Annotated in this window: 22 protein-coding genes; 15 read left to right on the top strand and 7 right to left on the bottom strand. The window is 75.5% G+C overall.

Going from position 1 to position 26,377, the window contains the following annotated elements; all coding sequences use genetic code 11:
• Window positions 1-106 precede the first annotated feature (106 nt).
• On the bottom strand, window positions 107-2,035 hold the full coding sequence (locus tag ABTZ58_RS04320) for a VWA domain-containing protein (protein WP_351350222.1): 1,929 nt from the start codon (window positions 2,033-2,035) through the stop codon (window positions 107-109).
• A 279-nt stretch (window positions 2,036-2,314) separates the two neighbouring features.
• Here ABTZ58_RS04320 and ABTZ58_RS04325 point away from each other — a divergent pair, with 279 nt between their 5' ends.
• Window positions 2,315-4,393, top strand: coding sequence for a PhoX family protein (locus tag ABTZ58_RS04325; RefSeq protein WP_351350224.1), 2,079 nt, complete (start codon window positions 2,315-2,317; stop codon window positions 4,391-4,393).
• 49 nt (window positions 4,394-4,442) lie between these two features.
• Here the strand turns inward: ABTZ58_RS04325 and ABTZ58_RS04330 are convergent, their stop codons facing one another.
• Both ABTZ58_RS04330 and ABTZ58_RS04335 read right to left on the bottom strand, forming a co-directional pair.
• A complete protein-coding gene (locus ABTZ58_RS04330) occupies window positions 4,443-5,444 on the bottom strand; it encodes an endonuclease/exonuclease/phosphatase family protein (protein WP_351350226.1) in 1,002 nt (333 codons plus the stop codon).
• A gap of 47 nt (window positions 5,445-5,491) precedes the next feature.
• A complete protein-coding gene (locus tag ABTZ58_RS04335) occupies window positions 5,492-6,319 on the bottom strand; it encodes an alpha/beta fold hydrolase (RefSeq protein ID WP_351350228.1) in 828 nt (275 codons plus the stop codon).
• 87 nt (window positions 6,320-6,406) lie between these two features.
• Between ABTZ58_RS04335 and ABTZ58_RS04340 the strand changes: the two genes are divergently transcribed.
• Window positions 6,407-7,753, top strand: a complete 1,347-nt coding sequence (locus ABTZ58_RS04340) for an aminotransferase-like domain-containing protein (protein ID WP_351350230.1) — start codon at window positions 6,407-6,409, stop codon at window positions 7,751-7,753.
• On the opposite strand, the gene ABTZ58_RS04345 is transcribed toward ABTZ58_RS04340, so the two are convergent.
• Both ABTZ58_RS04345 and ABTZ58_RS04350 read right to left on the bottom strand, forming a co-directional pair.
• Window positions 7,650-8,600 carry a hypothetical protein gene (locus ABTZ58_RS04345; protein WP_351350232.1) on the bottom strand — a complete coding sequence of 317 codons (951 nt, stop codon included), beginning with the start codon at window positions 8,598-8,600 and terminating at the stop codon, window positions 7,650-7,652. The two genes, ABTZ58_RS04340 and ABTZ58_RS04345, sit on opposite strands and share 104 nt — an antisense overlap.
• Before the next feature lie 172 nt (window positions 8,601-8,772).
• Window positions 8,773-9,213 carry a hypothetical protein gene (locus ABTZ58_RS04350; protein WP_351350234.1) on the bottom strand — a complete coding sequence of 147 codons (441 nt, stop codon included), beginning with the start codon at window positions 9,211-9,213 and terminating at the stop codon, window positions 8,773-8,775.
• A gap of 310 nt (window positions 9,214-9,523) precedes the next feature.
• Between ABTZ58_RS04350 and ABTZ58_RS04355 the strand changes: the two genes are divergently transcribed.
• The 7 genes from ABTZ58_RS04355 to ABTZ58_RS04385 all read left to right on the top strand — a co-directional run bounded on the left by ABTZ58_RS04355 (window position 9,524) and on the right by ABTZ58_RS04385 (window position 17,777).
• Window positions 9,524-10,729 (top strand): PP2C family protein-serine/threonine phosphatase, encoded by a 1,206-nt coding sequence (locus ABTZ58_RS04355; RefSeq protein ID WP_351350401.1) that lies wholly within the window; start codon window positions 9,524-9,526, stop codon window positions 10,727-10,729.
• A gap of 570 nt (window positions 10,730-11,299) precedes the next feature.
• Window positions 11,300-12,361, top strand: coding sequence for a serine/threonine-protein kinase (locus ABTZ58_RS04360; RefSeq protein ID WP_351350236.1), 1,062 nt, complete (start codon window positions 11,300-11,302; stop codon window positions 12,359-12,361).
• Between the two features lie 125 nt (window positions 12,362-12,486).
• Entirely contained in the window at window positions 12,487-12,822 is a 336-nt protein-coding gene (locus ABTZ58_RS04365; RefSeq protein ID WP_351350238.1) for a hypothetical protein, read from the top strand.
• Between the two features lie 4 nt (window positions 12,823-12,826).
• Window positions 12,827-15,421, top strand: coding sequence for a substrate-binding domain-containing protein (locus ABTZ58_RS04370; RefSeq protein ID WP_351350240.1), 2,595 nt, complete (start codon window positions 12,827-12,829; stop codon window positions 15,419-15,421).
• Complete coding sequence (locus tag ABTZ58_RS04375) at window positions 15,421-16,860, top strand: extracellular solute-binding protein (protein WP_351350242.1); 1,440 nt, start codon at window positions 15,421-15,423, stop codon at window positions 16,858-16,860. The genes ABTZ58_RS04370 and ABTZ58_RS04375 overlap by 1 nt, the downstream gene beginning before the upstream one ends.
• A 93-nt stretch (window positions 16,861-16,953) precedes the next feature.
• A complete protein-coding gene (locus tag ABTZ58_RS04380) occupies window positions 16,954-17,139 on the top strand; it encodes a hypothetical protein (protein WP_351350244.1) in 186 nt (61 codons plus the stop codon).
• Between the two features lie 113 nt (window positions 17,140-17,252).
• Window positions 17,253-17,777 (top strand): ATP-binding protein, encoded by a 525-nt coding sequence (locus tag ABTZ58_RS04385; protein ID WP_351350246.1) that lies wholly within the window; start codon window positions 17,253-17,255, stop codon window positions 17,775-17,777.
• Window positions 17,778-17,827: 50 nt separating this feature from the next.
• Here ABTZ58_RS04385 and ABTZ58_RS04390 read toward each other — a convergent pair whose 3' ends face one another.
• A complete protein-coding gene (locus ABTZ58_RS04390; protein ID WP_351350248.1) occupies window positions 17,828-17,977 on the bottom strand; it encodes a hypothetical protein in 150 nt (49 codons plus the stop codon).
• 128 nt (window positions 17,978-18,105) lie between these two features.
• Between ABTZ58_RS04390 and ABTZ58_RS04395 the strand changes: the two genes are divergently transcribed.
• From ABTZ58_RS04395 to ABTZ58_RS04410, 4 genes are all read left to right on the top strand, one after another.
• The gene (locus ABTZ58_RS04395; protein ID WP_351350250.1) at window positions 18,106-19,449 is read left to right on the top strand and encodes a tetratricopeptide repeat protein; all 1,344 of its coding nucleotides are present in this window, start codon (window positions 18,106-18,108) and stop codon (window positions 19,447-19,449) included.
• 63 nt (window positions 19,450-19,512) lie between these two features.
• Window positions 19,513-20,511, top strand: a complete 999-nt coding sequence (locus ABTZ58_RS04400) for a permease (RefSeq protein WP_351350252.1) — start codon at window positions 19,513-19,515, stop codon at window positions 20,509-20,511.
• Window positions 20,508-21,272, top strand: coding sequence for a TIGR03943 family putative permease subunit (locus ABTZ58_RS04405; protein WP_351350403.1), 765 nt, complete (start codon window positions 20,508-20,510; stop codon window positions 21,270-21,272). The genes ABTZ58_RS04400 and ABTZ58_RS04405 overlap by 4 nt, the downstream gene beginning before the upstream one ends.
• A gap of 237 nt (window positions 21,273-21,509) precedes the next feature.
• Complete coding sequence (locus ABTZ58_RS04410; RefSeq protein WP_502996004.1) at window positions 21,510-22,316, top strand: GAF and ANTAR domain-containing protein; 807 nt, start codon at window positions 21,510-21,512, stop codon at window positions 22,314-22,316.
• A gap of 252 nt (window positions 22,317-22,568) precedes the next feature.
• On the opposite strand, the gene ABTZ58_RS04415 is transcribed toward ABTZ58_RS04410, so the two are convergent.
• Window positions 22,569-23,357, bottom strand: coding sequence for a hypothetical protein (locus ABTZ58_RS04415; RefSeq protein WP_351350256.1), 789 nt, complete (start codon window positions 23,355-23,357; stop codon window positions 22,569-22,571).
• Between the two features lie 414 nt (window positions 23,358-23,771).
• Between ABTZ58_RS04415 and thrS the strand changes: the two genes are divergently transcribed.
• Both thrS and ABTZ58_RS04425 read left to right on the top strand, forming a co-directional pair.
• On the top strand, window positions 23,772-24,992 hold the full coding sequence (thrS, locus tag ABTZ58_RS04420; protein WP_351350258.1) for a threonine--tRNA ligase: 1,221 nt from the start codon (window positions 23,772-23,774) through the stop codon (window positions 24,990-24,992).
• A gap of 355 nt (window positions 24,993-25,347) precedes the next feature.
• Window positions 25,348-26,328 carry a nucleoside hydrolase gene (locus ABTZ58_RS04425; RefSeq protein ID WP_351350260.1) on the top strand — a complete coding sequence of 327 codons (981 nt, stop codon included), beginning with the start codon at window positions 25,348-25,350 and terminating at the stop codon, window positions 26,326-26,328.
• Window positions 26,329-26,377 lie beyond the last annotated feature (49 nt).

Genomic DNA, 26,377 nt, shown 5'->3' on the forward strand with positions numbered 1-26,377 from the left:
AAATCCTACTGGGCGGCTGAAGATCGACTCACACGCGTTTCGGGGGGTGGACGGGCTGTCATGTGCGGCGTCCACCCCCCCGGGGGGTCTGTGGGATCTACGAGGGCTACGGGCGCCAGTTCGCGAGTACGCCCTCGTAGAGCTCCTGGTCCGTGAGCTCGCGGGGGGTCTCGCCGGCGAGGAAGTGGGACGTGTTGGGGGTCTTGAGCTTGCGGAGGTAGTCGAAGGCCTTGTTCTCCGGGTCGCCGAACGCGACGAAGGAGAAGAAGACGGCGGGGTGGGTCTTGGCCGCGTCCGTGAGGGCCTGGGTGGCGGGGGTCTTGGCGTCCGGGGCGCCGTCGGTCTGGAAGATCACCAGGGCCGGGGTGCCGGGGGTGTCCGCGGTCGCCTTGTCGTGCTGGGCGAGGACGGCCTCCACCGCCGCGTGGTAGCTGGTGCGGCCCATGCGGCCGAGGGAGGCGTGCAGGGTGTCGATCTTGTTCTCGTGGTCGGTGAGGGTGATCTCGCCGGTGCCGTCGAGTTCGGTGGAGAAGAAGACGACCGGGACGGTGGCCTCGGGGTCGAGGTGGGCGGCGAGGGCGAGGGTCTGTTCGGCGAGGGCCTGGGCGCTGCCGTCCTTGTAGTACGGGCGCATGGAGGCGGAGCGGTCGAGGACGAGGTAGACCTTGGCCCGGGTGCCGGTGAGGTGGTGGGTCTCGAGGGTGGTGGCGGCTGCGCGGTAGGCGGTGGCCAGGTCGGGGGCGTGGGTCTTGAGTTGGGTAAGGGTGAGGGCGGGCTTGGTTCCGGCGGGCTGGGCCTCGGCTTCGCCTTCGGCCGTGTCGTTCCCACCCGCACCACCCGTGCGGCTTTCGTCGTCGGGTGCGGGTGGCCCCTGAGGGGCCTTGTCACCGTCGGCGGCCGCGGGTTCGGGGGTGGTGATGCCTGTGTCGCCCTCGGCGGGGGTGGACTCGGCTTCGGCCGCCGGTTCCGCTTTCGCCTGCGGCTCCGGTTCCCCCTGCGGCTCCGGCTCCGGCTCCGGGCCTGCCTGCGGTTCCGGCTTCGGGTCCGCTTCCGCCTTCGGCTTCGGCTCCGGTTCCGGTTCCGGCTTCGGCTCCGCGGGCTGCTCGGTCTGGGGCTCGGGCTCGGCTTCCGCCTTGGCCTTCGCCTTCGACGTCGGCTTGTCGGTGGTCTCCGGCTCGTTCGCCTTCGGCGCCTCGGCGGCCGCCGGCTCCTCCGCGGGGGCGGGCTCCGGCTCGGGCTGAGGCTCGGGCTGGGATTCGGGAGCCGTGACCGCGGTCTTCTCCTCGGCCACCGGCTCCTCGTCGACCGCCGGGTTCTCGGTGACGGCAGGCTTGTCGGCGGCTGCCGGTGCCTCGGCGACCTCCGGCTCGTCGGCGTCGTCCGACTTCTCGGCGTCCGCCGCCTTCTCCGCGTCCGCCGACTCGTCCCCGTTCGCGGGCTTCTCGGCGATCTCCGGCTTCTCGGAGTCGCCCGGCTTTTCACCGATCTCCGGCTCCGAAGCCTTCGGCTCCTCGGCGACCCCCGGCTCCTCCACCTCGAGCTTCTCAACGATCTCCGGCTCCGCGGCAACCGGCTTCTCCGCGATCTCCGAGTCCGCGGCAACCGGCTTCTCCGCGATTTCCGGCTCCTCGACAGCCGGCTCCTCGGCAGCCGGCTTCTCTCCGGTCACCGGCTCCTCGAAGGCCGGCTTCTGCGTGGTCTGCTCCCGCGTCGGGTCTTCCCCGTCCGCACCGGGGTGCCGGTCCTCCGGCCGGGTGGGGCGGGGCACCGTCACCTTGTCGAACGCCGCTGCCACCAGGTCGTGTTCGTCGCGGGACGACACGCGGGGTTCGGGGACGGTCGCCGTGGGGGCCGGGTCGGGTTCCGGGGAGGGGGACGGGACCCGGGGCTCGGCCGCCTCCGTGGTGGGGGGCTGCTCGGCCGGTGCCTGTGGGGTGGCCGTCGGTTCCGTCGTCCGCGCCGCACCCTCCGCCTCGGCGGTCCGTGACTTGCGGGACCGTCCGAACGCGTTCCGCAACCGAGTGAGAATGCCCATGTGCGCGCAACCCTTCGCGTGAGTTGAAGCCCGTCAATCCCTGGCCAGGACGGACACGTAAGGTTAGCGGCCCTCCTGGGTGATCTTGGGCAGGGTCTGATATGCGGGCTCCTCGCTGTCAAGAGGGCATCCGGCCTGCGCAGGTGACGGCGTGCTGAATCACCGCAACCCCCGTACGGCAGCCACGGGTTCACTCGTTGTTCATCGGGGCGCCCGGCTCCCGCACATATGTGCCCCTACGGTCACGCTGACACCCAGGGCATCCAAGGAGAGAGCAAAGTGCGAAAGCTGCTGCCGTTGATCGGAACGCCGTCCGATTCGCACCCTGGCGGCCGGTCCGCCATGACCTGTCGTTTCCGGTGTGGTGACGCCTGCTTCCACGAGGTGCCCAACACCAGCTCCAACGAGTACGTCGGCGACGTGATCGCCGGCGCCCTCAGCCGCCGTTCGATGATGCGCGCCGCGGCCGTGGTGACCGTGGCCGCCGCGGGTGCGGGAGCCGTGGGTGTCGCGCAGGCCCCGCAGGCCGGTGCCGTACCGGCGGCCACCGCCCGTGAGGCCGCGCGCAGCAGGACCAAGGGCGCCCGGGGTCTGCGCTTCGCGCCCGTCGCGCCGAACACCACCGACGCCGTGACCGTGCCGGAGGGGTACCGGCAGAACGTCGTCATCCGGTGGGGCGAGCCGATCCTGCGCGGTGCTCCCGCCTTCGACCCGGAGAAGCAGACCGCCAAGGCGCAGGCCGGGCAGTTCGGGTACAACTGCGACTTCCTCGCCCTGCTCCCGCTGCCGGGCGAGCGGGGCCGGCAGCTGCTCGTCGCGAACCACGAGTACACCGACGAGGTGCTCATGTTCCGCGGGTACGACGCCGCCGCTCCGACCCGCGAGCAGGTGGAGATCGCCTGGGCCGCGCACGGGCTGTCCGCCGTCGTCGTGGAGGAGGACCGCAGGAGCGGCAAGCTCACCGCCGTCTCCCGCCACCGGCTCAACCGGCGCGTCACCGCCACCACCGAGTTCCGGCTCACCGGGCCCGTCGCCGGCTCCGACCTGGTGAAGACCTCCGCCGACCCGAGCGGCACCAAGGTGCTCGGCACCCTCAACAACTGCTCCGGCGGTGTCACCCCGTGGGGCACGACCCTGCACGGCGAGGAGAACTTCAACCAGTACTTCGCCAACAGCGGCCGCCCCACGGACAAGCGGTACGGCATCGGGACCGGGGCCACCGAGCGCAAGTGGGAGCGGTTCGACAAGCGGTTCGACGTCGCCCGGGAGCCGAACGAGGTGCACCGCTTCGGGTACGTCGTGGAGTTCGACCCGTACGACCCCGACTCGACGCCCCGCAAGCACACCGCCCTCGGCCGGTTCAAGCACGAGGCCGCGACCGTGCGGCTCACGCACGACGGCCGGCCCGTCGTGTACTCCGGTGACGACGAGCGGTTCGACTACTTCTACAAGTTCGTCGGCAGCAAGCGGATGAAGCACGGCACCTCGCGGGCCGTTCGCGAGCACAACCTGTCGCTGCTCGACGAGGGGACGCTGTACGTCGCCAGGCTCACCGGCGACTCCCCGGCCATCGAGATCGACGGCACGGGCAAGCTGCCGGACGACGGCGAGTTCGACGGCAGCGGCGAGTGGATCCCGCTGGCCACCGCCACCGCCGAGGGCGCCGTCTCGCACGTGGACGGGATGAGCGCGGAGGAGGTCTTCGTCTTCACGCGGCTCGCCGGTGACAAGGTCGGCGCCACGAAGATGGACCGGCCCGAGGACATCGAGCCCAACCCGGTCACCGGCAAGGTGTACGTCGCCCTGACCAACAACTCCAACCGGGGCGTCGGCTCCAACCCCAAGGCGGACGAGGCCAATCCGCGCCACGCCAACAAGCACGGGCACGTCCTGGAGCTCACCGAGCGCTGGAACCGGCCGGAGAGCACGAAGTTCGCCTGGTCGCTGTTCCTCGTCGCCGGAGACCCGGAGGACCCGGCGACCTACTTCGCCGGTTTCCCGAAGGAGGGCGTCAGCCCCATCTCCTGCCCGGACAACGTCGCCTTCGACCCCTACGGCAACCTGTGGATCTCCACCGACGGCGCCCAGCTCGGCTCGCACGACGGCCTGTTCGGCGTGGCGACCCGGGGTGAGCGGCGTGGTGAGCTCAAGCAGTTCCTGACCGTGCCGAAGGGCGCCGAGACCTGCGGCCCGATCATCCAGGAGCGGCGCGTGCTCGTCGCCGTGCAGCACCCGGGCGAGATCGACGGCGCGTCCGTGGAGAAGCCCGCCAGCACCTGGCCCGACGGACCCGGCACGTACGTCCGCCCGGCCGTCGTGTCCGTGTGGCGCGCCGACGGCTGCGACATCGGCGTCTGAGCGAGCCGGAGAGGCACAGGGGGCGTCCGCGGGGGCGCCCCCTCGCCCGTCACCGGGCGTCGTGCAGCGTCAGGTCCGTGACCACCGCACGGTGGTCCGTGCTCGCCAGGTCCAGGATGCGGGTGCGGTCGGCCGCGAAGTGCCGTGAGAGCAGCACGTGATCGATCTGCACGCCGAGGGTGGGGGCCGTCGGGGCGGGCCAGGTGGCCGTGCGGCCGGCGCCGTCCAGGCGGGAGGCGTCGCGCAGGCCCGTGTCGAGGATGCGGCGGAAGGCCGCGTGGTCCTGGGAGGCGTTGAAGTCCCCGGCCAGGATCAGGGGAGTGGAGCGGTCGGTCGCGGCCGCGTCGCGCAGGGCGCCAAGTTCCCGTCGCCAGAGGTCGACCTGGCCGGGCAGCGGGGGCATCGGGTGGGCGAGCTGGAGCCGGACGGTGTGCCCGTCCACGTCGGCGACCGCCCCGGGCATGCCCATCGTGCCGGGGACGCCGGCCGTGGGTGTCAGCGGGGAGCGGCTGAGGATGACGGAGCCCTCGGAGCCGTCGCCCTCGACGGCCCGGCGGTGCGGGAAGTCCCGCGCGAGGTCCGACTTCAGTCGCGCGTCGCAGGCGTGGTCGCACTCCTGGACGAAGACGACGTCCGGTTTCTCGCGGCGGACGGCCGCGACGAGCGAGCCGGTGCCCTGGCCGAACTCGACGTTGGAGGTCAGCACCCGCAGGGTGGCGACGGGGCGGCCCGCCGGGTCGTCGGTCGTGCCGTACGGCTCGATGTACCAGGCCAGCAGCCCGAGCAGGAGGACACCCCAGGCCGTGCCGGTCCACCAACGGGACAGCAGCGTGAGCAGCAGCGCCAGGGCGGTGGGGACGAGCAGCCAGGGGAGGAACGCGAGGAACTGCGGCACGGGGGTGATGCCGTCGCTGTCGGCGGCCCGGAAACCGACGACCACGCTCACCGCCGCGCACAGCAGTCCGGCGCACCAGGCGGCGAGGCGCCGTCCGGGCGGGCGGCGCCGCGGTCCGTCGTCGGTGGCGGTCCACTCGGCTGCGGCGGTGTCCAAGTCCCGGCCTTCCGTTCGCGAGGGGGGAGGGATGCCCGAATCCTCCCTCAAAGACGGGGTGGGGCGGAGGGAGGTTGCCGTTCGTCGACGCGGGTCAGGAACGCCGCCAGTGCCGCGTCGAACGCCTCGGGGCGTTCCAGGTTCGGCAGGTGGGCCGCGCCCTCGACGATGTGCAGCGTGGACTCGGGCAGGGCGGTGTGCAGGGCGCGGGCTTCGGAGACGGGCGTGTAGGTGTCGTCGGCTCCCACGACGACCAGGGCCGGGACCCGCACGCGGGGCAGCAGGGGCCGGTAGTCGGGGCGCCGGGCGCGGGCGCGCAGGGCCGCGGCGGCGCCCTCGGGGGAGGCGGCGGTCATCATGCCGTGGACGTGGGCCTTGACCCCGGGGGAAGCGGACGGGGCGACCATCCGTTCCAGGACCTCGTCGGCGTAGCCGCGCAGGCCCTCGGCGAGGAGGCGGTCCGCCATGGCGTCGCGGGCGCGGACGCCCTCGGGGGTCTCCGCGGCGGCGGAGGTGTCGGCGAGGACCAGACCCCGGACGCGCTCGGGGAACAGGCGGTAGCAGTCCAGGACGATCTGGCCGCCCATGGACAGGCCCGCCAGGACGCAGGAGTCCACCCCCAGCGCGTCCAGCAGGGCCTCGATGTCCCGGGCGAACCAGGAGAAGTCGGTGAGGGCAGGACGCGTCGGGGAGGCGCCGTAGCCGCGCAGGTCGGGGGCGACGACGCGGCGGGCCGCCGGGAACGTCTCCAGCTGCGGGGCCCACATGGTGCGGTCGAAGGGGTGTCCGTGGACGAGGACCAGGGGAGTCGGGGGGACAAGGGGCTGCCGGGAGGACGCGGGTCCTTTGTCCTCGTATGCGAGGAAGGGTGCCATGCGGCGACCCTAGGCTGGCCCAACTACTCGGTGCAATAGGATCTTTGCTCTCGGTGCAATCCGAGGGGAGCCAGGGGAGGCCGACCGATGGGTGACTACCGGCGCATCGCGGACCGGATAGCCGAGGACATCGCCGGCGGGCGGCTCAAGCCGGGCCAACGGCTGCCGCCGCAGAGCGTGTTCGCCCGCAGGCGGGGGATCGCCCCGTCGACGGCCGGGCGGGTGTACGGCGAGCTCGTGCGGCGTGGCCTGGTCGTCGGGGAGGTCGGGCGCGGCACCTTCGTCCGGGCCGCCCCGGCCGGGCCGCCGGGGCGCGCGCTCGTGGAGACCGGTGAGTCCGGCGGGCCGGTGAACCTGGAGCTCAACTACCCCTCGGCGCCCGGCCAGCCGGAGCTGCTCGCGCCCGTGCTCGCGCCGCTGCTGCGCCCCGACGTGCTGGCCGAGGCGCTGTTACCGGCGGCCGCCACCGGCACCGAGCAGGCCCGGGAGGCCGCCGCGGGGCTGCTCGCCGGGCCCGGCTGGCGCCCCGGGCCCGAGCGGCTGCTGTTCACCGGCAACGCCCGCCAGGCCATCGCCGCCGTCCTGGCCTCCCTGGTCCGGCCGGGCGGCCGGGTCGGCGTGGAGCAGCTGACGTATCCGCTGGTCAAGGAGATCGCGGCGCGGCTCGGGATCACGCTGGTGCCGCTCGCCGGGGACGCGGCGGGGCTGCTGCCGGAGGCCGTCGCCGCCGCGCACCGCACGGCACCCCTGTCCGCCCTGTACGTGCAGCCGACGCTGCACAATCCGACGTCCCTGACGACGAGCGGGCCCCGGCTGCTGCAACTCGCCCGCCTGGTGAACGAGCTGGACCTTCCGGTCGTGGAGGACCGCATCTGGTCGTTCCTGCACGAGCCCGGTGTCCCCTTCGCCGCCCATGCCCCGGCCCTCACCCACGTCGTCGACGGGCTGTCCAAGCGGGTCGCCCCCGGGCTCACCGTCGGCTTCCTCGTCGTGCCGCCGCACCGGGTCGCCGCCGTGGCCCACGCCGTGCGGTCGGGCGGCTGGAGCGCGGGGCGGTTCGCGCTGGAGGCGGCCGCGCGGTGGGCCGCCGAGGGGACGGTGGCCCGGCTGGTGCAGGCCAAGCGGGCGGACGCGGCGCGGCGCCAGCGGATCCTCGCCGAGGAACTCGCGGGGTTCGCCGTACGGTCCGACCCGCACGCCTACTTCGCCTGGTGGGAGCTGCCCGCGCCGTGGCGCGCCGACACCTTCACGGCCGCCGCCGCGGCGCACGGCGTCGCCGTCACACCCGGGCCCGCCTTCGCGGTCGCCCCCGGGCACACGCCCGACGCGGTCAGGCTCGGGCTCGCGTCGGCTCCGGAGCCGGATCTGCGGCGGGCCCTGCGGACCCTCGCGCACGTCGCCGCGCGGAGAGCCGGGGACCGTAGCGGCCCGTGAGCCACCCGCCGAGCGCCACCGCGAGGCCGAGGGCGCACAGCAGCCAGGACACCGTGCGCAGGGTGGCCGTCAGGGCGTCGTAGACCGCGCCCGCGGCCGGGCGCCGCAGGGCGTCGGGCAGGTCGGCGAGGGTGAGGCGGCGGCCGATGGCCACGGCCACGACGAGCAGCGCCCCGCCCAGGGCCGTGCCGAGGCCGAGGGCGGTGACCGCGCGGCGGCGGCACGCGGCGACGGCGATCCCGGTGACGGCGAGGACGGCCGCGGTGAGCGGCAGCCAGAAGGCGGCGGTGTCCAGCACCTGGTACCCCTTGCGCAGTCGGTCCACGTCGCCGGCCGGGAGCACCGGGACGCGGGTGTGCGTGACCGGGATGCGGTGGGCGAACGGCACGTGGTCTTCGGAGAGCCGGCGTTTGACGCGGTCGACGACGGGTGCGAGGTCGACGGTGACCGGGGCGGCCGGCGCGTCGGCGCGCAGGGCGCGCAGCACGGCGGTGTGCACGGCCCGGTTCGAGGCGTCCCAGGCCGTGGCGAACGCCTCGGTCCGGGTGAACGAGCGGGCCGCGTCGTGCACGAAGGGCCCGGTCCCGCTGTGCAGTTCGGGTCCGGCCGCGCGCAGGACGCCGTCCCCGAGGGCGTCCGCGGCAGCGCGCCGCACGTCCGGGTCGGCGGCGAGCGGCGCCATCGTCCGGACCCAGCGGCCGGTGTCGGTCAGCCCGTGCGCCGCCCAGGACGCCAGCGCGCCGAACGGCAGGAGCAGGCACGCGAGGAGGAGCAGAACGGCCGACAGGGCGTTCCGCGCTCGTGGGGGCGCCGTCGCGGAGGCGGGCGCCCGGTCCGGCTCGGGCACCCTTCCAGGCAAGGCGCGACGGGCCCCGGGCGCGAGCGGGACGACTGCATTCGGGTCCCCCTGCCGCGCCGAACGGGCGCTCCACCTGCGGAAAGCACCCGGAGCGAGGCGTGCCACGCTCGGGTGGGGGCCTCACCCGAACGGGTGTTTCCCGGCCCGGGGGCCGCTCGGGTCAGTCCCGGCGGTGGCCCTCGGCGTCCTCGTGGGTGTGGTAGCGGTAGAACATCGTCAGCAGGACGCCCGCCCCGACCACCAGCCCCAGCCCGGCGGACTTCAGCACGGACTCGCCGGACTGGTTGACCAGGAAGCCGATCGCGCAGCCCGTGAAGGCGAACCAGGCCAGCGCGTGCAGTTCGCGGCGCAGCCGCGGGGCCAGCCGCCACACGGCGGCGAACACCGCCGCGAAGACCAGCGCGGTGAGGAAGCCGAAGAGCAGGTTCCAGCCCGTGATGGGCCCGCCGTGACGCCGGTTCGCCGCGGCCCAGAAGCCGTAGACCAGCCCGAGCACGACGGGCAGCGCCACCGCCGCGGCCGCGTGGGCGCGGGCGCCGAAGACGTCGGGCCTGCGCCGTGGCGTGGTCATCCTGCGTGAGGCGGGTGCCGCATGAGCCATGAGAGCTCTCCTCCCTGTCCCTGCCCTGGCTTCCAGGGCACACCGGCGCGCAGCCCCGGGCAAGTCGGCGGAACGCCCCCGACCGGATGCGGCCCGCCCGGCCTCGTGTTTCGCTGGGCGCGTGAGGCGCCACCGCGGGGGGCACGGCCCGCTCGACCGGTACCCCGGGGCCGGCGACGGACCTGCCCGGGCCGCCGGCGACGGGTACGCCGGCGACGGGTACGCCGGCATCGACGACGGGTACGCCCGGTACGGGTACGGGTACGGCCGGGCCGGGGACGGGTATGCCGGGGCCGGCCTCCGGGACCCCGTGCGGCGGCAGGAACTGCTGCGGCTGCGCGGGCACCGCGTGGCCTGGCTGCCGCCGCTGGTGCTGCTCGTCGCCATCGCCGTGGGGGACTACCACACCACCGGCGAGTTCCGCATGATCTCCTGGATCGTGCTGGTGCCCGGTATCGCCGCCGCGATCTGCGGTGTGTGGGGCACGGCCCTGTTCGCACTCGCGTCGCTGGTGACGTACGTCGTCGTGGACGGCGCCTGGCCGCACGAGTACCAGGCCGGACTCGCCGACTTCGTCCTCGTCGCCCTCGGCGGCATCCTCGCCACCCTGGCCTGCGTCGTCCGGGTGCGCGAGGAGCGGCGCGTGCTGCGCATGGGCGACGTCACCGAGACCATCCGCCGCACGGTGCTGCGCCCGCTGCCGCCGGGCTGGGGCGGCCTCGACCACGCCGGCGTCTACCTCACCGCCGACGCCGAGGCCCGCGTCGGCGGCGACTTCTACGACATCCAGCCCGGCCCGCACGGCACCCGCGTCCTGGTCGGGGACGTGCAGGGCAAGGGCCTCGGCGCGGTGGAGGCGGCGGCGGCGCTGCTCGGCACGTTCCGCGAGGCCGCGTACCACGAGGCCGACCTCACGACGGTCGCGGGGCGGCTGGAGACGCGGATGATCCGGCACCGCGGGCACACGGTCGCCCTGGGCCGCGCCGACGGCGACCGGTTCGCCACGGCCGTCCTGCTCGGCTTCCCCGACGACGACCCGGGGGCGGTGGACGTCCTGGTGTTCGGGCACGAGCCGCCGCTGGCGGTCGGGCCGGGCGGGGTGCGCGCCCTGCCGGCCGGGGCGGGGCTGCCGCTGGGCTTCGGGGACCTCGCGCCGGGGCCACCCGGGGCGCGGCGGGCGCGGGTGGCCGCCGACGAGACGCTGCTGCTGGTGACGGACGGCGTGACGGAGGCCCGGGACGGCACCGGGGCGTTCTACGCGCTCGCCCGCGACGTGGCCCGGGCCGTCGCCGAGGACCCGGGGGCGGCCGAACCGGCCCGGCTGGCCGCCCTCGTGCGGGACGGCACCCTGCGGCACTGCGGCGGCCACCTCGCCGACGACACCACGGTCTTCACCGTCCGCCGCCGGACCGTCCCGGGCGGCGACCCGGACACCGCCAGGGGCGCCGCCAGGGGCACCCCGGGCACCCCGCCGGGCCCTGGCGTCCGCCGCCGCCGGACCGGCCCGGGGCGGTGACGCGGGCAGGCCTCCGGGGACCGGCACGGGCGCCTCTGTGGGGCACCGGCAGGGGTACGCCTCCGGGGACCGCGGCACGGGCGCCCCTGCGGGCCTCGGCAGGGGCGCCCCTGCGGGGAGCGGTACGGGCGCCTCTGCGGGGACCGGCACGGGTACGCCTCCTCCGGGCTCTGGCACCCGGCGCCCCTCCGGGCTCTGGCACCGGGCGCCCCTCCGGGCTCTGGCACCGGGCGCCCCTGCGGGCACCGGGCGCCCCTGCGGGCACCGGCACAGGCACTCCTGCGAGCCCCGGCGTCCGCCGCCGGACCGGCCCGCGCAGCGACCCTGGCACTCTTCCGGGCCCAGCCAGAGGCCCCGCCACGTGCGCCCTTCCGGGCCCGCCACGGACACCGGCACGGGTGCCCCTGCGGGCCCTGCCACGGGCACCCCTCCAAACCCCGCCAAGGGCACCGGGAGCGCGGCCGGTCCCGGTGAAGCACTCGAAGGCGGGCGTTTGCGGTGCTGAGGCCCCCCTTTGCAGCCGCAGCGGTTACGGTGCTGCGGTACGTGATCGACACAGGGGGAGGGACGATGCCCGGAACCGTGCTGCTGCTGGCGGCCTCACCGGTGGGCAGGGGGCGCCTGGTCGACGCCGCCTCCGTGCTCCCCGTCCTGGCCGCCGTGGAGCCCGCCGTGCTGTCCGGCACGGACACCGCGAACGTCGTCGAACTCGCCGACCCGCTGGAGCCGCAGGCCGTCCTCACCCGGCTGCGCGCCGCCGCGGCCGCCCCCGGCCCGCTCACCGTCTACGTCACCGGACAGCTCCTCCTGGACCGCCGCCAGCGCCTGCCCCACCTGGCGCTGGCCCGCACCACCCCCGCCACCGCCCGCTACACGGCCTTCCCCTGGCACTGGTTCCGTGAGGAACTGCGGCTCAGACCGGCCGGGGCCACCACCCTCCTGCTGGACCTGCACGCCGACGCCGAGACCTGGGCGGCGCTGCGCGGCACCCCGCTGGACGCGGGGCGCGGCAACGCCGTGCACGGCCGCATCGCACCGCCCCCGTCCCGGCGCACGGTCGCCGCACCCGCGTACATGAAGGCCGTCGCGACCATCCTGCGCAGCGGATTCCGGCCGCCCGCCGAACAGTTGCACCAGCAGGCGCTGGCCCGCATCGCGCCGGAGAGCGCGGGCACGGACCTGGTGCTGGACACGCCCGGCCCGGCGGCGGGCGATCCGCACGCCGCCATCACGGCCGCCGTGCAGTCCGGCCGGCACGCCGAGGCGGACGCGCTCGCCGCCCGTCACGAACAGGCCGCCGTCACCGCGCACGGGCCGGCCTCCGAGGAGGCCCTGCACTGGGCCGAAGTCCGGGCCGACCTGGCGATGTTCGCCGGGGACGCGGCACGCAGCTGCCGCATTTGGCTGACGGTCGCCACCGCCCGGCTGAACGCCGGACAGGCGGCGGACTCCCCCACCGTCGAGGCCGCCGCCGACCGGGCCCACCACCAGTGGGGCCAGGTCCGCGATCCGGCCGGCGCCCGCGAACTGGGGGCGGCGCTCGCCGCGTTGCGGGGCCGGGTGCCCGGCCGGCGCGAAGGCGCGCTGGACCATGTGCAGCGCCAGTTGCGGCAGTTGCAGACCCAGGGCTGAGCATGCGTGCGCCGTGTGTGCCTGGCGTGAAGGGGACGTGCGGTCACCGGCCCGGGTCGTGTCACGGGTCTGCCGCCGGGGCCTGACCCGGTGTCATGATGTCGGTCCTGACAGAGGGGGACCAAGTGGCTGTCTTAGGCGTACGCGTCCGGCTGGGTGACGGCGCGACCGCGGACGATGTCAGAGCCCTGAGGGCATGGCTGGAGCGGGACGAGCCGCTGGAGGAGCTGATCTCCGGCGAGCAGCTGCGCATCGAGGAGCGGACCAGGACGGACGGGCAGAAGGGCCGCCTGGGGCCCGACATCGAACTCGTTCTGCAACTGCTGAGCGACGTGGCGACGGTCGTGGCGCTGACCGAGTACACCAACCGCGCCGTGAAGACCTGGAAGAACAACCGCCGCAGGCTCCAGGGCGGCGAACCCGACACGGAGATACGCCCACTGGGCCCCGACGGGGAGTAGCCCGGTGAGCCGCTTCGACCCGCGCGGCAGACGGAACAGGGCGCTGCTGGTCGGCGTGTCCGAGTACGACCACACGGCACCGGACCCGCAGGGCGTGTCGGGACAGCTCCCCGCCGTGCTCCACAACCGCAGGACCCTGGAGGATGTGCTGCACTGGGGCGGCGTGTTCCGCGCGGGCGAGATCAGGGTGCTCGCCTCGCCGGCCCCGGACGACTTCACCAACGAGCTGCGCCGTGCCGTCCGCGAGACCGAGGGACTGCTGCTGCTCTACTTCGCCGGGCACGCCGTCGTCACCGACACCTCCACCCACAAGCTGCACCTGCAGATGCGCACCGCGCGGGTGGTCGCGGGCGAGGAGCTGCCGGGCGCGGTGAGCTTCGCGGGGGTGCTGGGCGAGCTCTGCGCTCCCGAGAGCCGCGCCGAGAAGGTGCTGGTGATCCTGGACTGCTGCTACGCGGGCAACGCCGCGGCGATCTGGCACCGCTTCGAGGCCCCGCAGGAGAGCAAGGAGAAGATCCTGCTCCTGATGAGCGTGCAGCCCAACCGCTGCATCCTGGGCGGGGACGCGGACGTCGCGACGCCGTTCACCCGCGAGATGACCCGCGTCCTCGACGGGGGCGGGGAGGTGTGGCTGTCCACGCTCTATCCCGCGCTGAAGCGGCGGATGGCCGAGGCGGGATACGAGGCGGAGGACAACGACCGGCAGAAGCCGCAGGCGCTGGCCCCGCCGTGGAACCCGGACGCGGACGTCCTGCTCGCCGCGGGACCGGTCCCCGCGCCGCCCCCCGTTCCCACGCCGCCCCCTGTTCCCACGCCGGTTGTCCCGCCGCCTCCCCCGCCCCGGCCGCGTCCCGGCCCCCGCGTGCCCGGCCCCCACCTGCCCCGCCTGCGCAGGCGACTGCGGGCCGCCGCCGACCGGTTCGGCCGGACCGCGCTGACCCTGCTGCTGGCGCTCGTCGCCACCGGCGCCGGCGGCTACGGCCTCTTCGTGCTGACCGGCGACACCGGCCCCTGCGCTCCCTCCCTGGAGCTGCGCCTGCTCACCGATCCCGACCTGGAACCGGCGATGCGGGCGGCCGCGGACGCCTATGTCACCTCGGCCGCCAACACCACCGGCGACGGCTGCCGGCGCAGCGGCGTCACCGTCGGCAGCGCGGGCGCCGCCGACGTGGTGAGCGCGCTGGGCGAGCGGACCGACGCCTGGCAGCAGCCGCGCGAGGACGACAACCCGCAGCGGGACATCGGCCCGCAGCCGGACGTGTGGATCCCCGCCACCCGTGCCGACGTCGACCGGGTCAACCAGGCCGCGGCCCGGGAGGACCGCGTCTTCGCCCGGCTGGAACCGGCGGACGGGCCGATCGCCTACTCGCCGGTCGTGCTGGCCGTGCCGAAGGCCCTCGACGCCGGCCTCGAACCCACCGGACGGTCGCTGTCCGAGTTGGTCAACGACCTCGAACGGGCCGACGGCAGGGCAGAACTGCGCCGTCCTGACCCGGAGTTCACGGACGCGGCCCTGCTGGCGACGATGGCCCTGCACGGCGAGCGGGCCGACGCGCGCGGCGCCGAGCTGCGCGTCACCCGGGCCGGGCGGCCCGAGCCGTCGGCCGTGCGGCTGCTGTGCACCCTGCCCGACGACGACGCCGTGGACGACCGCAGCGCGGCGCTGGTGCCGGAGTTCCTGCTCAAGAGCGGCATCGGCTGCCACCCGGCCACCCGCGCCCCGCGCGTCGCCGCCTACCCCGACGACGTACCCGGTCTGGAGCCGGCGTTCGTGCGGGTGCGCTGGGAGGACGGTGACCGGGACGCCGAGGCGCGGGACGACGCGGTGGACCGCTTCCGCGCCTGGCTGACGGGGGAGGGCGGCCTGACGGTCCTCGGCGAGCACGGCTTCCGCTCCGCGACCGGGGACCGCCGCCTGCTCGCCACGCGGCAGGTGCCCGAGGGCCTCGCCGAGTCCGTCCGCCCCGCGGAACCGGCCCGGCCCGGGGACATGGACCGGGCCCTGGAGCGGTACGCCAACGCGCACCCGCCCGGCCGGGTCCTGTACCTCCTGGACAGCTCCGGCTCCATGGCCGGCCGGTGGGACGGCGACAGCGGCGGCCCCGGCATCCTGAAGCAGACCCTGCCGGGGCTCGGCGGGGAGGACGAGTACGGGGTGTGGGCGGTGCACGGCGTCGGCGGCCGAACGCACACCGAGCTGCTGCGCTTCACCACGCACGAGCGGGCCGACGCCGAACGGCACCTCGACGCCGCCCGGTGGCGCGACGCCGAGGCCGACCCGGCCGCCGCCCTGCTGGACGCCCTGGAGTTCATGGCGGAGCGCGGCGCCGGCGACGAACGTCCGCAGCTGATCGTGTACCTGACCGACGGCGAGGACGACAACCGCCTGACCGGCCGGGCACTCCAGGACGTGCTCGACCGGGCCGGTGGCGCGGGAGTCCCGGTGGCCATGGTGTCCCTGACCAGCTCGGGCTGCGACCAGGGCCGCGCCGCCACCCGGATCGCCGAGGCGGGCCGGGGCCGCTGCCTGGACGCCGGGGACGACCTCGTGCCGGCCCTGCACGACGAGGTCGCCCGCACCGGAACGGGGGAGGAATAATGGCCGCCCGCCCGCACGGAGGCCCGGGGAGCCGAGGCCGGGCGCGACACCTGACGTCCGCCGCGCTGGCCCTGCTCACCCTGGTGTCGCTGCTCGGTTCCGCCTCCTGCACCGGCGGCGACGCGCGGGAGCGGCCGCCGGGCGCCGACCCGCCCCGGATCGTCGTCGCCAGCGGCCGGGACGTCACCGGCAAGAACGGCATCCGCCAGCAGCTCATCGACGCCTGGAACGCCCAGGAGGGCGAGCACGGCTACCGGGCCCGCCTGGTCGAGCTCCCCGGCTCCGCCGACCAGCAGCGCAGCCAGCTGCTCGGCGCGCTCCAGTCCGGCAGCGCCGAGTACGACGTGGTCAACCTGGACGTGACCTGGATCCCGGAGTTCGCCGCCGCCGGCCTGATCCGCCCGCTGACCGGTGCGGCGGTGAAGGAGCCGGACGACATCATCCGGTCCGTCGACGCGACGTCGTTCTGGGACGGCGAGCGGTACGCGGTCCCCTTCAACAGCGACGTGGGCCTGCTGTACTACCGCAAGGACCACCTGCGCGACGCCAGTGCCTCGCGGACCGAGCTGAGCGGCGGCGTGACCTGGGACGAACTGCGGGGTCTGATCGAGGCCGTCAACGACCGCACGCGGCCGCCGGGCCACGAGGACGGCTGGACCACCCAGCTCGCCGCCTACGAGGGCCGTACGGTCAACGCGGTCGAGGCCTTCGCCTCGGCGGTCCCCGGTTTCGAGCTGACCGACGAGGAGGGGCGGTACACCGCCGACGTGGCGCAGCTGACGGCCGGGGTGACCGAGCTGCGAGAGCGCACGGCGCCGCCGTACATGCTCGCCGAGGCCTCCGCGTCCCGTGAGGCCGAGTCGCTCAGCGCCTTCGCGGAGGGCCGCACGACCTTCCTGCGGCACTGGCCGTACGTCTATCCGGTGCTGTACGAGAGGTTCAAGGGGGACCTCGGCGTGACGCGGCTGCCCGGCAAGGCGGTGCTCGGCGGGCAGAACCTGGCCGTCACCTCGTCGACGTCCGAGCAGCGGGCCGCGAAGGCCGCCGAGCTGATCGCGTTCCTGACCGACCCGGACAGCGAGCGCTGCCTGCTGCGCGCCGGGTTCGCGGCGACCCGCACCTCCGCCTACGCGGATCCCGGCGGCTCCCCCGAGTGCCGGCACGCCTCCGCCTACAGCGCGAGCCCGTCGGCGTCCCCGACCGGCGAGAGCGCCGAGCTCAAGGCGCCCGACCGTTTCGCCGACGGCGTCAGCTACTCCAGGGACATCCTGTTCCCGGCCCTGCGCGGTGCCGTGCAGCGCCCGCGCACGCCCCTGTACGGGGCCGTCACCCGGACCCTCATCACGGAACTGGACGCCCTGTACGGGCCCGGGCGGCCGGGGGACGCGGAGGTGGCCAAGAGCCTCGACGAGGCCTTGAGGAAGCTGCTGCCCCACTGAATTCCGCCCGGTGTGGGAGGCGCGAGGGCGGGAACACGTGATCGAGCGTGGAGTGTGTGCGGGCTGTGCCCCGCCCGAGGGAAGGACGTGGGCGTGCCCGGTGTCACCGGCCTCCTGCTGAGGAGAATGACCGTCGTCGCGTGCCGGGCGCGGCGGACGGTGGGAGGGGCCGTGCAGCCGGCCCTGGTCACTCTCGGCCGGATCCGCTCCTGCCCGTACTGCCGGGCCCTGATCACGGCCGACAGCGCCGTCTGCCCCGGCGGCCACCGCATGGGCTGACCGCGCCGCCGGTCACGGCCGGATCCGCGCGCCGCCCGCAGTGTGCCTGCCCGGCGGCCGGGTAGACGCATCGCGGTAAGCCGCCGAGCGGCGACCACAACGAAAGAGTCCGCATGGCCATCCCGCTTAGGAATCAGGCGGCAGATGAGCAGGACCCAGGCAAGCACGCCACGCTGCACTACGGCGTGGCCTGGGCCGAGGGCACGGCACGCTCCGTCGATGCGCGCCGCGCCCTGCACGCCGTCCTCGCCCACGCCGCACGCACCGGCCGCGCTCCCATGCCGGCCCCGACCGTCCAGGACGCGGAACTCGCGATCAGCGAGCTCGTCACCAACGCGCTGAAACACGCTCCCGGACCCTGCGGCATGGCCCTGCGGCTCTCCGGCGATCACCTGGCCATCACCGTGTGGGACACCTCCCCGGGCCGGCCCGTGCCCCAGGATCCCGACCCGCGCCGCTTCGGTGGCCACGGCCTGCGCCTGGTGCACGAGGTCAGCCACCGCGTGGCCGTCGCGCCCCGCGCCGCGGGCAAGCAGATCACCGCCTGCCTGCGCCTGTCCCCGCCTGACCTCGCGGGCCCGCTCGACCGGAGCGTCCTGTCCACGTCCCTGGCGGATTTGGTGCCACGGATGCCGTGAGCGGCGCCGCGGCGGGGCGCGACCGGCTCGCGCCCCGCCCCGGGCCCGGCTCAGCGGGCGTCGGCGACGGTCTGACCGTGCGGGGGCTGCTCCGGACCGGCCGGTCCGGCGTTGGCCGCCAGCAGGAGGGTGGCCATGGCGACCAGGGCGGCGGCGAAGCCCCGGGCGTACCGCTCGGCGGTGCGTGTGCGTTCGAGCACGGCGACCTCGCAACAGGGGCGGCGACTACGGCGGCAGCGTATTAAGCGTCTTCGGCAATTCGGCTTAACACTCCGTTTAACCTAGGGGCCGGCCAAGCCGAACGGCAAGAGGCACAGGGGGAGTTGGCGTGGGGGAACGGGATGATCCGGGGACCATCGGCCGCCGGGTGCAGCGGTTGCGTGTCGAACGCGGACTTACGCAACGGCAGTTGGCGGAACCTGTGTACACCCCCGCCTACATCTCGACCCTGGAGTCGGGCCGGGTGCGGCCCTCCGACGATGCCCTGCGGCATCTCGCCGGCCGGCTCGGCGTCGCCTTCGACGAGCTCGCCACCGGGCGTTCCGCGCGGCTCGTCACCGAACTGCGGCTGCGGCTGACCGAGGCCCAGCGGACCCTCGCCGTCGGCGAGACGGAGGCCGCGGCCGGACAGTACGCCGAGCTGCTCGCCGAGGCCGAGACGCACGGCCTGGCCGCCGAGCGGTCCGCCGCCCTGCTGGGACTCGGCGAGTGCGCCCTGGAGACCGGCGAGCTGGAGACGGGCCGCGCGTACTTCGAACGCGCCGAGGCCTGCCTGGCCGACGCGCCGCTGCCCGCCCGTGTGCCCGCCCTGCGCGGCCGGGCCGTCGCGCACTACCTCGCCGGGGAGCTGCGCTACGCCGTCTACCTGCTGGAGACGGCCCTGGACGAGCTCAACCGCGGCGGTCTGCACGACCCGGACGCCCTGCTGCTGCTCTACGCCAGCGCCATCGGCCCGTACATGGACATGGGCGCGCACGCCCGGGCCGCCCAGGCCGCCGAACTCGCCCTGGCCCTGGCCCCGCAGTCCGGCGACCCGGCCCTGGTCGCCCGGATGCACCGCTCGGTGGCCCGCACCCTGGTCGCCGAGGGCCGTCTCGCCGAGGCCGACGCCTCGCTGGCCAGGGCGGCCGAGCTGTACCGGGGCCTGCAGCTGCGCACCGAACTCGCCAACTGCCACTGGATGCGCGGCTACGTCTACGCCCAGGACGGGCAGCTGGAGCGCGCGGAGGCGGAGCTGCGCGAGGCCCTCGGCATGCTGTCGGCCAAGCGCGCCGCCCTCTACAGCAGCCAGGTCACCGTCGAACTGGCCGACGTGCTGCACAGGCGCGGCCGGTCCGACGAGGCCGCGGCCCTGCTGCACGACGTCCTCGGCCACCTGTCCCCCGAGCGCGGCGCCGTCCACGCCGCCGCCGCGCACCGGCTGCTCGGCATCATCGCCGAGGACGCCCGCCGCACCGAGGACGCCGAGGAGCACTACGTGCGCGCCCTGAGCCTGCTGGAGCGGGCCGGGGCCGCCGGCGACCTGGCCGACCTGTGCCGGCTGCTCGGCGACCTGCTGCGGCGTACCGGGCGGGTGGAGGCGGCCCTGGACGCCTACCGCACCGGCCTCGGGCACCGCACGGCCCCCGGCACCACCACCCTCGGACCCGCGCCCGCGCAGCCCCCTCTGTGACCGGGCACGGCTGTCACACAGCCGTGCGGGTTAGCCTCTCCCGGGAACGATGGGGGCGGGCACGTGGAGAACCGACCGACGGTGGCCGACGGCATACGGCTGGGCCTGCGGGCCCTGGTGTACGCCGTCCTCGGGGGCGCGGCGCTGATCGCCGTCGTGACGGTGGTGTCGGTGCTCGGGCCGATGGCCGCGCTCGACCTGTACACCCCGCCGGTCGCGGCCTGGTGGACGGTCTTCACGGCGATCGCCGTCCAGGGCGTACCGTTCCTGCTGCTGGGCACGGTGGTGTCGGCCGCGATCGGGGCGTTCGTGCCGCAGCGGGTCCTCACCCGGCTGCTGCCCCGGCGCGCGGCGCTCGCCGTGCCGGTCGCGGGGGCGGCCGGGGTGGTGCTGCCCGGCTGCGAGTGCGCGTCCGTGCCGGTCGCGGGCAGCCTGATGCGCCGGGGTGTCGCCCCGGCCGCCGCGCTGGCCTTCCTGCTGTCGGCGCCCGCGATCAACCCCGTCGTCCTGGTGGCGACCTCGATCGCCTTCCCCGGGCAGCCCGCGATGGTCCTGGGCCGGCTGGTCGCCTCGCTCGGCACGGCCGTGGTGATGGGCTGGCTGTGGGCGCGGTTCGGCAGGGAGGAGTGGCTGCGGCTGCCGAAGCGCGGCGGTGGCCACGAGCCCGGCGGCGGGGCGCGTGCCTTCGTCGCGGGCCTCCAGCACGACTTCCTGCACGCGGGCGGCTTCCTCGTGGTGGGCGCGGCGGCAGCGGCGACGTTCGCCGTCACCGTGCCGCGGTCCGTGATGGACGTCTTCACCGCCTCGCCCTGGCTGTCGGTGCTGCTGCTGGCGGTCGTGCTGTGCGTGTGCAGTGAGGCTGACGCGTTCGTGGCGGCGTCGCTGAGCGGCTTCTCGCCCACCGCCCGGCTGGCGTTCATGGTGGTCGGGCCGATGGTCGACCTGAAGCTGCTCGCGCTGCAGGCGGGCACGTTCGGCCGGGCCTTCGCGGTGCGGTTCTCGGCCGCGACCTGGGTGGTGGCGGTGGGCAGCAGTGTCCTGGTGGGGTGGTGGCTGCTGTGAGGCACTACGGACCGGCGGCGCTGCTCGCGCTCGTGGGGGCGGCGATCCTGCGGGTGTCCCTCCTCAGCGAGCTGTACCTGCGTTACGTCCAGCCGGGGCTGCGGCCGTACCTGGTGGTGTCGGGGGTGGGGCTGGTGCTGCTGGGGGTGGTCGCGGCGGTGTCGGCACGGACCGCCGGCCAGGCACGGTCCGGGGAGCGGCAGGACGCCGGCCCGGAGGGCGACGACCGGCACGGGGAGGCCCCCGGCCTCGGCCCCGGCCACGCCCACGGCCCGCGCGTCGCCTGGCTCCTCACCCTGCCCGCTCTCGCGTTGTTCCTCTTCCCGCCGCCCGCCCTCGGCTCCTACAGCGCCGAGCGCGAGGCGGCCCAGCGGGCGGCGCAGGGCGTCGGCACCTTCCCGGCGCTGCCGGACGGTGACCCGCTCGACCTCACGCTCGGGGAGTTCGGCTCCCGGGCGGTCTACGACAGCGGCCGCTCCCTGCGGGGACGCACGGTCCGGCTCACCGGCTTCGTCACCCGCGACGCCGACGGCACCTGGTACGTCACCCGGCTCCTGGTCTCCTGCTGCGCCGCCGACGCGAGCGCCGCCAAGGCCGAGGTGCGCGGCGCGGACGCCCCGCCCGTCGACACCTGGGTCACCGTCACCGGCACCTGGCACCCCGAGGGCGCCCTCGGCTCGGACGCCGCCTGGCCGCCCGTCCTGGACGCCACGTCCGTACGGCGGGTGCCGCAGCCGGGCAACCCCTACGAGAAGCGCTGAGGCCGCACCCCGCCGCAGACGGCCCACCACGGGTTTCGGCCCATCCGCCACGGGTAGTCGGGGCAGCACTCCGGGCGGGCGCCGGGGCACGACCCGGGTGCAGCGGGGGCGGCCACCCCGAGGTGATCGCTTGCGGCCCGACGCGAGGTGCTCGCGGCCGGCCGTCCCGGCGGGCGGCGCACGCGGGCCCGCCCCGCAGGAGCGGCGAAGTGCAGGTCGCGGTGATCGAAGGAGGCGGTGGCCGTGCGGTCCAGGGACGACCCCCACGGCGCGGCGGGTGACGACCCGGGCGCACGCGGTCCGGGGGGCGGCGACCTGGACGTGGACGGGATCCGGGCCGCCGACGCGATCGCCAGGGGCGTGCGCGGCGCCGATCCCGGTGAGGTGCCCGGGCGGCTGTGCGCGGTGGCCGTCGAACTGCTGCCGGTGACCGGCGCGAGCGTGTCGCTGCGCAGCGAGGGGATGCCCGTACAGCTGAGCGCGAGCAGCCCGCAGGCCGCGCATCTGGCGCGGCTCCAGGCCACCCTGGGCGACGGCCCCTGCCAGAGCGCGGTGGCGGACGGGGTGCCCGTGCTCGCCTGCGACCTGACGAGCGGCCGGGACGCCGGACGCTGGCCGGTCTTCGCCCAGCAGGCCACCGCGGCCGGGGTCCGGGCGGTGTACGCCGTCCCGCTCGGCAGTGACGCGGTGTGCGTCGGCACCCTCGACCTGTACCGCGACACCCCCGGCGGGCTCACCGAGCGCCAGCTGTACGTGGCCCGGCTCGTGGCCGGCGTCATGACCGTCGCCCTGATGGCCCTGCCGCGCGGGGACGAACCCGGGACGCAGGACGGGGAGCCCTGGCTGAGCGGGCTCGCCTCGGACCACGACGAGATCTACCAGGCCGTCGGCATGATCATGGCGCAGCTCGGCGTCGGCACCGACGACGCGCTCGCGCGGCTGCGGGGCGACGCGTTCGCACGCGGGCGCACGGCCCTGGACGTGGCCCGCGACGTCATCGCCCACCGCCGGCGCTTCGACCGGGACGGATCCGACCGCGACTGATCCGACCGGGACTGATTCGACCGGGACGGCTCGGCGGGGGCGGCTTCCACACGGGCGGCTACGGGCGGGACGTGTCGGGCCGCTGGGCGACGGATGCCGGCCCGGACCGCTCGGGCCGGAGACCCGCCGGGTCGGGCCGGATCGCGATCACCGTGGACGACTCCGCGGGCGAGCCCCCCGGCCACCCCGGCCCCCCCGCCCACCCCCAGCCGCGCTACGAGGCGGTCGGCACCCGGCGGCACGGGCCGGTGGTCAGATCTGTGCCCGGCCCCGCCGGGTGAGCTCCGTCAGACGCTGCGCCCCGATCCGTACGGCCTCCCGGGTGACCTCGGCGTCCACCTCGTCGAGCCCGCCGTGGGTGACGACGATCGCCTCGGCGCCGACACGCACGCCGGCGATGTCCATCATCAGGTACGTCGGCTCCCCCTCCTCGGTCTCGCCGGCCAGCGTGATCCGCAGGGCCTGGCGGGCGTCCCCCGCCGCCGGCAGCGGCAGCTCACCGACCTCGACGCCCTGGACGCCGCCGCGCGTGCTCGCGGCGGTGAACCGGCCGCACCTGCCCGGCAGCGACTTGAGCCAGTCCAGGGTGCGGTCGACGTCGGCCGGGGGATGGGCGGCGACCTGGTAGCGCACCTGGGCGTCGGTGTCGGCGGCGTCGAACGCGGCCGTCGCGCCGGGGCCCCCGGGCGTGCCGAACAGCTCCTCGGTGTAGAGGGCGTCCAGCAGCCGCTGGCACTCGGGGTCCTCGGTGGTCGCCTTCAGCAGTCCGTCCCGCCAGGTCCGCGCGCCCCGGGTCGGGCCCCAGGGTTCTCCGAGGTCGGTCTCGGTGATCAGGGCCGCCAGCGCCTGCGCCTCGGTGAGACCGGCCCCGGGCCCGGCGGGCTGCTCGGCGGCGGGCGAGGCGGGGGACGCCGAGGCGGACGCCGAGAACCACTTGGGCCGCGGCTCGTCCTGGACGGCGCACCCGGCCGAGCCCAGCAGGGCGGCCAGGGCCAGCGCGGGGGCGAGGAGGGCACGGGCGGTGGCCGGAGGGTGGGTCATCGGAGTGCCTCCTGGTGGGGCGGGCCGGGGCTGACCAAGGCCGGGTGCGGTGCTCATACGGCACCACCGCGGCAGCCGGCCCACCAGCGCGCCGGGCCGTCCGGGTGAGCGAGGGCGGGCGTGGGGGCGTGTCACGGGGGGACGGGCACCGCAATGCCGTATGACGCGCGTGGGCGCCGGACGAGCGGAACCGGTGGGGTGGGGGCGTCGGCCGAAAAGCCGTCGCATCGCGTCCGGACCCGCTGCTACGGTCACGCCCATGCAGCGCGTCCAGCCGTTCCCGTCCGCCACGACGACGCCGGAGAGTGTCCCGGCGCGCTGACTGCTGACGCAGACGTCCGAAGCCCCGGGGCGAGTGCCCCGGGGCTTCGTCGCGCGGTGCTCGCCCGGACTTCCGTATCCGGAGGAGCCACCATGCACGACCACCGCCGACTCGGCCGTGAGCTGGAGCTGTTCGACACCGATCCGCTGATGGGCGCGGGGCTGCCGTACTGGCTGCCCGACGGTGCGATCGTGCGGCACGCCCTGGAGGAGTACATCCGCGAGGCGGAACGGCGGGCCGGCTACCGGCACGTGTACTCACCCGTCCTCGGCAAACGCGAGCTGTACGAGATCTCCGGCCACTGGGACCACTACGGCGACGACATGTTCCCGCCGATGGACCTGGGCGCCGAACAGGTCCTGCTGCGCCCCAGTCTCTGCCCCCACCACGCGTTGATCTACCGTTCCCGCGCCCGCAGCTACCGTGAACTTCCCTTCCGTATGGCCGAGTTGGGTGGCATGTACCGATCGGAGCCGTCCGGGGTGCTCGGCGGGCTGACCCGGGTGCGGGCCATCACCCTCAATGACGCGCACATCTTCTGCACCCCGGAGCAGGCCGTGGCGGAGGCCCGGGCCGCGCTGGAGCTGATCGGCCGCGCCTATGCCGACCTGGGCATCCGGGCGTCCCGGTACCGCCTCTCGCTGCCCGGCGAGGGCGGCAAGTACGTGGCCGACCCGGAGCTGTGGCGGCGGGCGACCGCGCTGCTCCGGGAGGTCCTGGACGACTCCGGCGTCCCCCACGAGGCCGCCGAGGGAGAGGCGGCCTTCTACGGACCCAAGATCGACGTGCAGATCGCCGACCCGGCGGGCCGGGAGACCACCCTGTCCACCGTCCAGATCGACTTCCACCAGCCCGAGCGCTTCGACCTGCACTACATCGGCCCCGACGGGGGCAGGCACCGCCCGGTCATGGTGCACCGCAGCGTCATCGGCAGCGTGGAACGCGCGGTCGCCCATCTCGTCGAGGCCCACGGCGGCGCCTTCCCGCCCTGGCTGGCCCCGGTGCAGCTGGCCGTCCTGCCCGTGGGTGACGAGCAGGCCGGACCGGCGCACGCGCTGGCCGGCCTGGCCCGGGAGCGGGGCCTGCGCGCCGAGGTCGCCGACCCCGGCCAGGGCACCCTGGCGGCCCGGGTCCGCGCGGCCCGGCTGGTGCCGTACCAGGCGGTGATCGGCGCTCGCGAGGCCGCCGCCGACCTGGTGGCGGTACGCCTGCGGGACGGCCACCGGCCGGCCCCTCTGCCCACCGCGGAGCTGCTGGACCGCATCACCACCCGGGTGGCGTCCCGCGGCACCGGCCTGTGGGAACCGGCCTGACCCGCGCCCAACCTGGGACTCCGCCCGGTCCGGCCACGTCCGCGACAGCCGTTCACCCCGCCCAGGCGGGACCCTACGGCCGCCCCGGCCCCGACCGCGGCGCCGGGGCCTGCGGCCGGGCTGCGTCAGCCCGGAGGGCCGCCCCCGGGGCAGCGGTCACCGCGTCCCGCGGCGCCTCGGGCGCACGGCTGGCCTCGGCACCGACCGCTGCGCCGGGCCACTCGACGTCACGGCGGTGCGGCAGGCCTGAGACGGTGGGCCCGAGGGCGGCCGGAAGCACCCGGGCCGTTTCCCGGCAGGCCGTAAGGTCGCCGGTGGCAGGCCCCGCGCGGAACAGGTGGAAGGAGTCCTCGTCGTGACGGACGGACAGCGCATCCCGGTGATCATCGACTGCGACACCGGTGTCGACGACGCCCTCGCCCTGCTGTTCGCCGTACGGCATCCGGCGCTCGACGTCCGCGCGATCACCTGCGTGGCCGGGAACACCGACGTCGACGGGGTCGTCCGCAACACCCTGACCGTGCTGGACCAGGCGGGCGCCCCCGACATCCCGGTCGCCCGGGGCGCCGAGCGGCCGCTGATCGAGGCGCCCCGCTCGGCCCGGCACGTGCACGGCGACGACGGCATGGGCGACCTGGGGCTGCCGGCCCCGGTCCGTGAGCCCGCCGACGTGGACGCGGTGACGCTGCTGCGGCGCGAGATCCTCGCCTCCCCGCGCCCGGTGACGCTGGTGCCCACCGCGCCCCTCACCAACATCGCGCTGCTGCTGCGCACCCACCCGGAGGTGGTGCGCAACATCGAGCGGATCGTGTTCATGGGCGGCGCGGCGGCGACCGGGAACGCCACGCCCGTCGCGGAGTTCAACGTCTGGCACGACCCGGAGGCGGCCGCGATCCTGCTGACCGCCGGGGTGCCGATCACGATGTACGGGCTGGACGTGTTCACGCGGGTCGTCGTCCCGGCGGAGCAGGTGCGGCGCCTGCGCGCGAGCGCCGAGCCGGGGGCCCGGCTGGCCGGTGAGCTGCTCGCCCACCGTCCGGCGCATCCCGGCAGCCGTCCCGACGACCCGTCCGAGACGGCCGGCGGTCTCGGCGACGCGGGAGCGGTCTGCGCTGTCGCCGACCCGCGGGGCCTGACGACCCACCGCCTCCCCGTGGAGGTCTCCCTCGCGCCCGGCCCCACGCGCGGCATGACGATCGTGGACCGCCGCCCGCGCCCCGGCGAGTCCGAGCTGCACGAGGGCACCCGCGAACAGCCGCTGGTGGACGTGGGGCTGGACGTGGACGTGGAGCGCTACGTGAAGCTGTACCTGGCGACCGTCGAGGGAACGCCCTGACGCTGCGCGAGTGCCGAGGGGCCCGGACGCCGCCCGGCCGTCGAGAGAC

Origin of the sequence: Streptomyces sp. NPDC094143 (genome assembly GCF_040303825.1) — a bacterium.
Classification (GTDB): domain Bacteria; phylum Actinomycetota; class Actinomycetes; order Streptomycetales; family Streptomycetaceae; genus Streptomyces.

Bases quoted from the DNA above. Each gene is read 5' to 3' on its own strand.
- ABTZ58_RS04415 (WP_351350256.1), bottom strand. From the start codon at position 23,357: ATGACCCACCCTCCGGCCACCGCCCGTGCCCTCCTCGCCCCCGCGCTG.
- ABTZ58_RS04375 (WP_351350242.1), top strand. From the start codon at position 15,421: ATGGCCGCCCGCCCGCACGGAGGCCCGGGGAGCCGAGGCCGGGCGCGA.
- ABTZ58_RS04335 (WP_351350228.1), bottom strand. From the start codon at position 6,319: ATGGCACCCTTCCTCGCATACGAGGACAAAGGACCCGCGTCCTCCCGG.
- ABTZ58_RS04340 (WP_351350230.1), top strand. From the start codon at position 6,407: ATGGGTGACTACCGGCGCATCGCGGACCGGATAGCCGAGGACATCGCC.
- ABTZ58_RS04385 (WP_351350246.1), top strand. From the start codon at position 17,253: ATGGCCATCCCGCTTAGGAATCAGGCGGCAGATGAGCAGGACCCAGGC.
- ABTZ58_RS04320 (WP_351350222.1), bottom strand. From the start codon at position 2,035: ATGGGCATTCTCACTCGGTTGCGGAACGCGTTCGGACGGTCCCGCAAG.
- ABTZ58_RS04360 (WP_351350236.1), top strand. From the start codon at position 11,300: ATGCCCGGAACCGTGCTGCTGCTGGCGGCCTCACCGGTGGGCAGGGGG.
- ABTZ58_RS04350 (WP_351350234.1), bottom strand. From the start codon at position 9,213: ATGGCTCATGCGGCACCCGCCTCACGCAGGATGACCACGCCACGGCGC.
- thrS (WP_351350258.1), top strand. From the start codon at position 23,772: ATGCACGACCACCGCCGACTCGGCCGTGAGCTGGAGCTGTTCGACACC.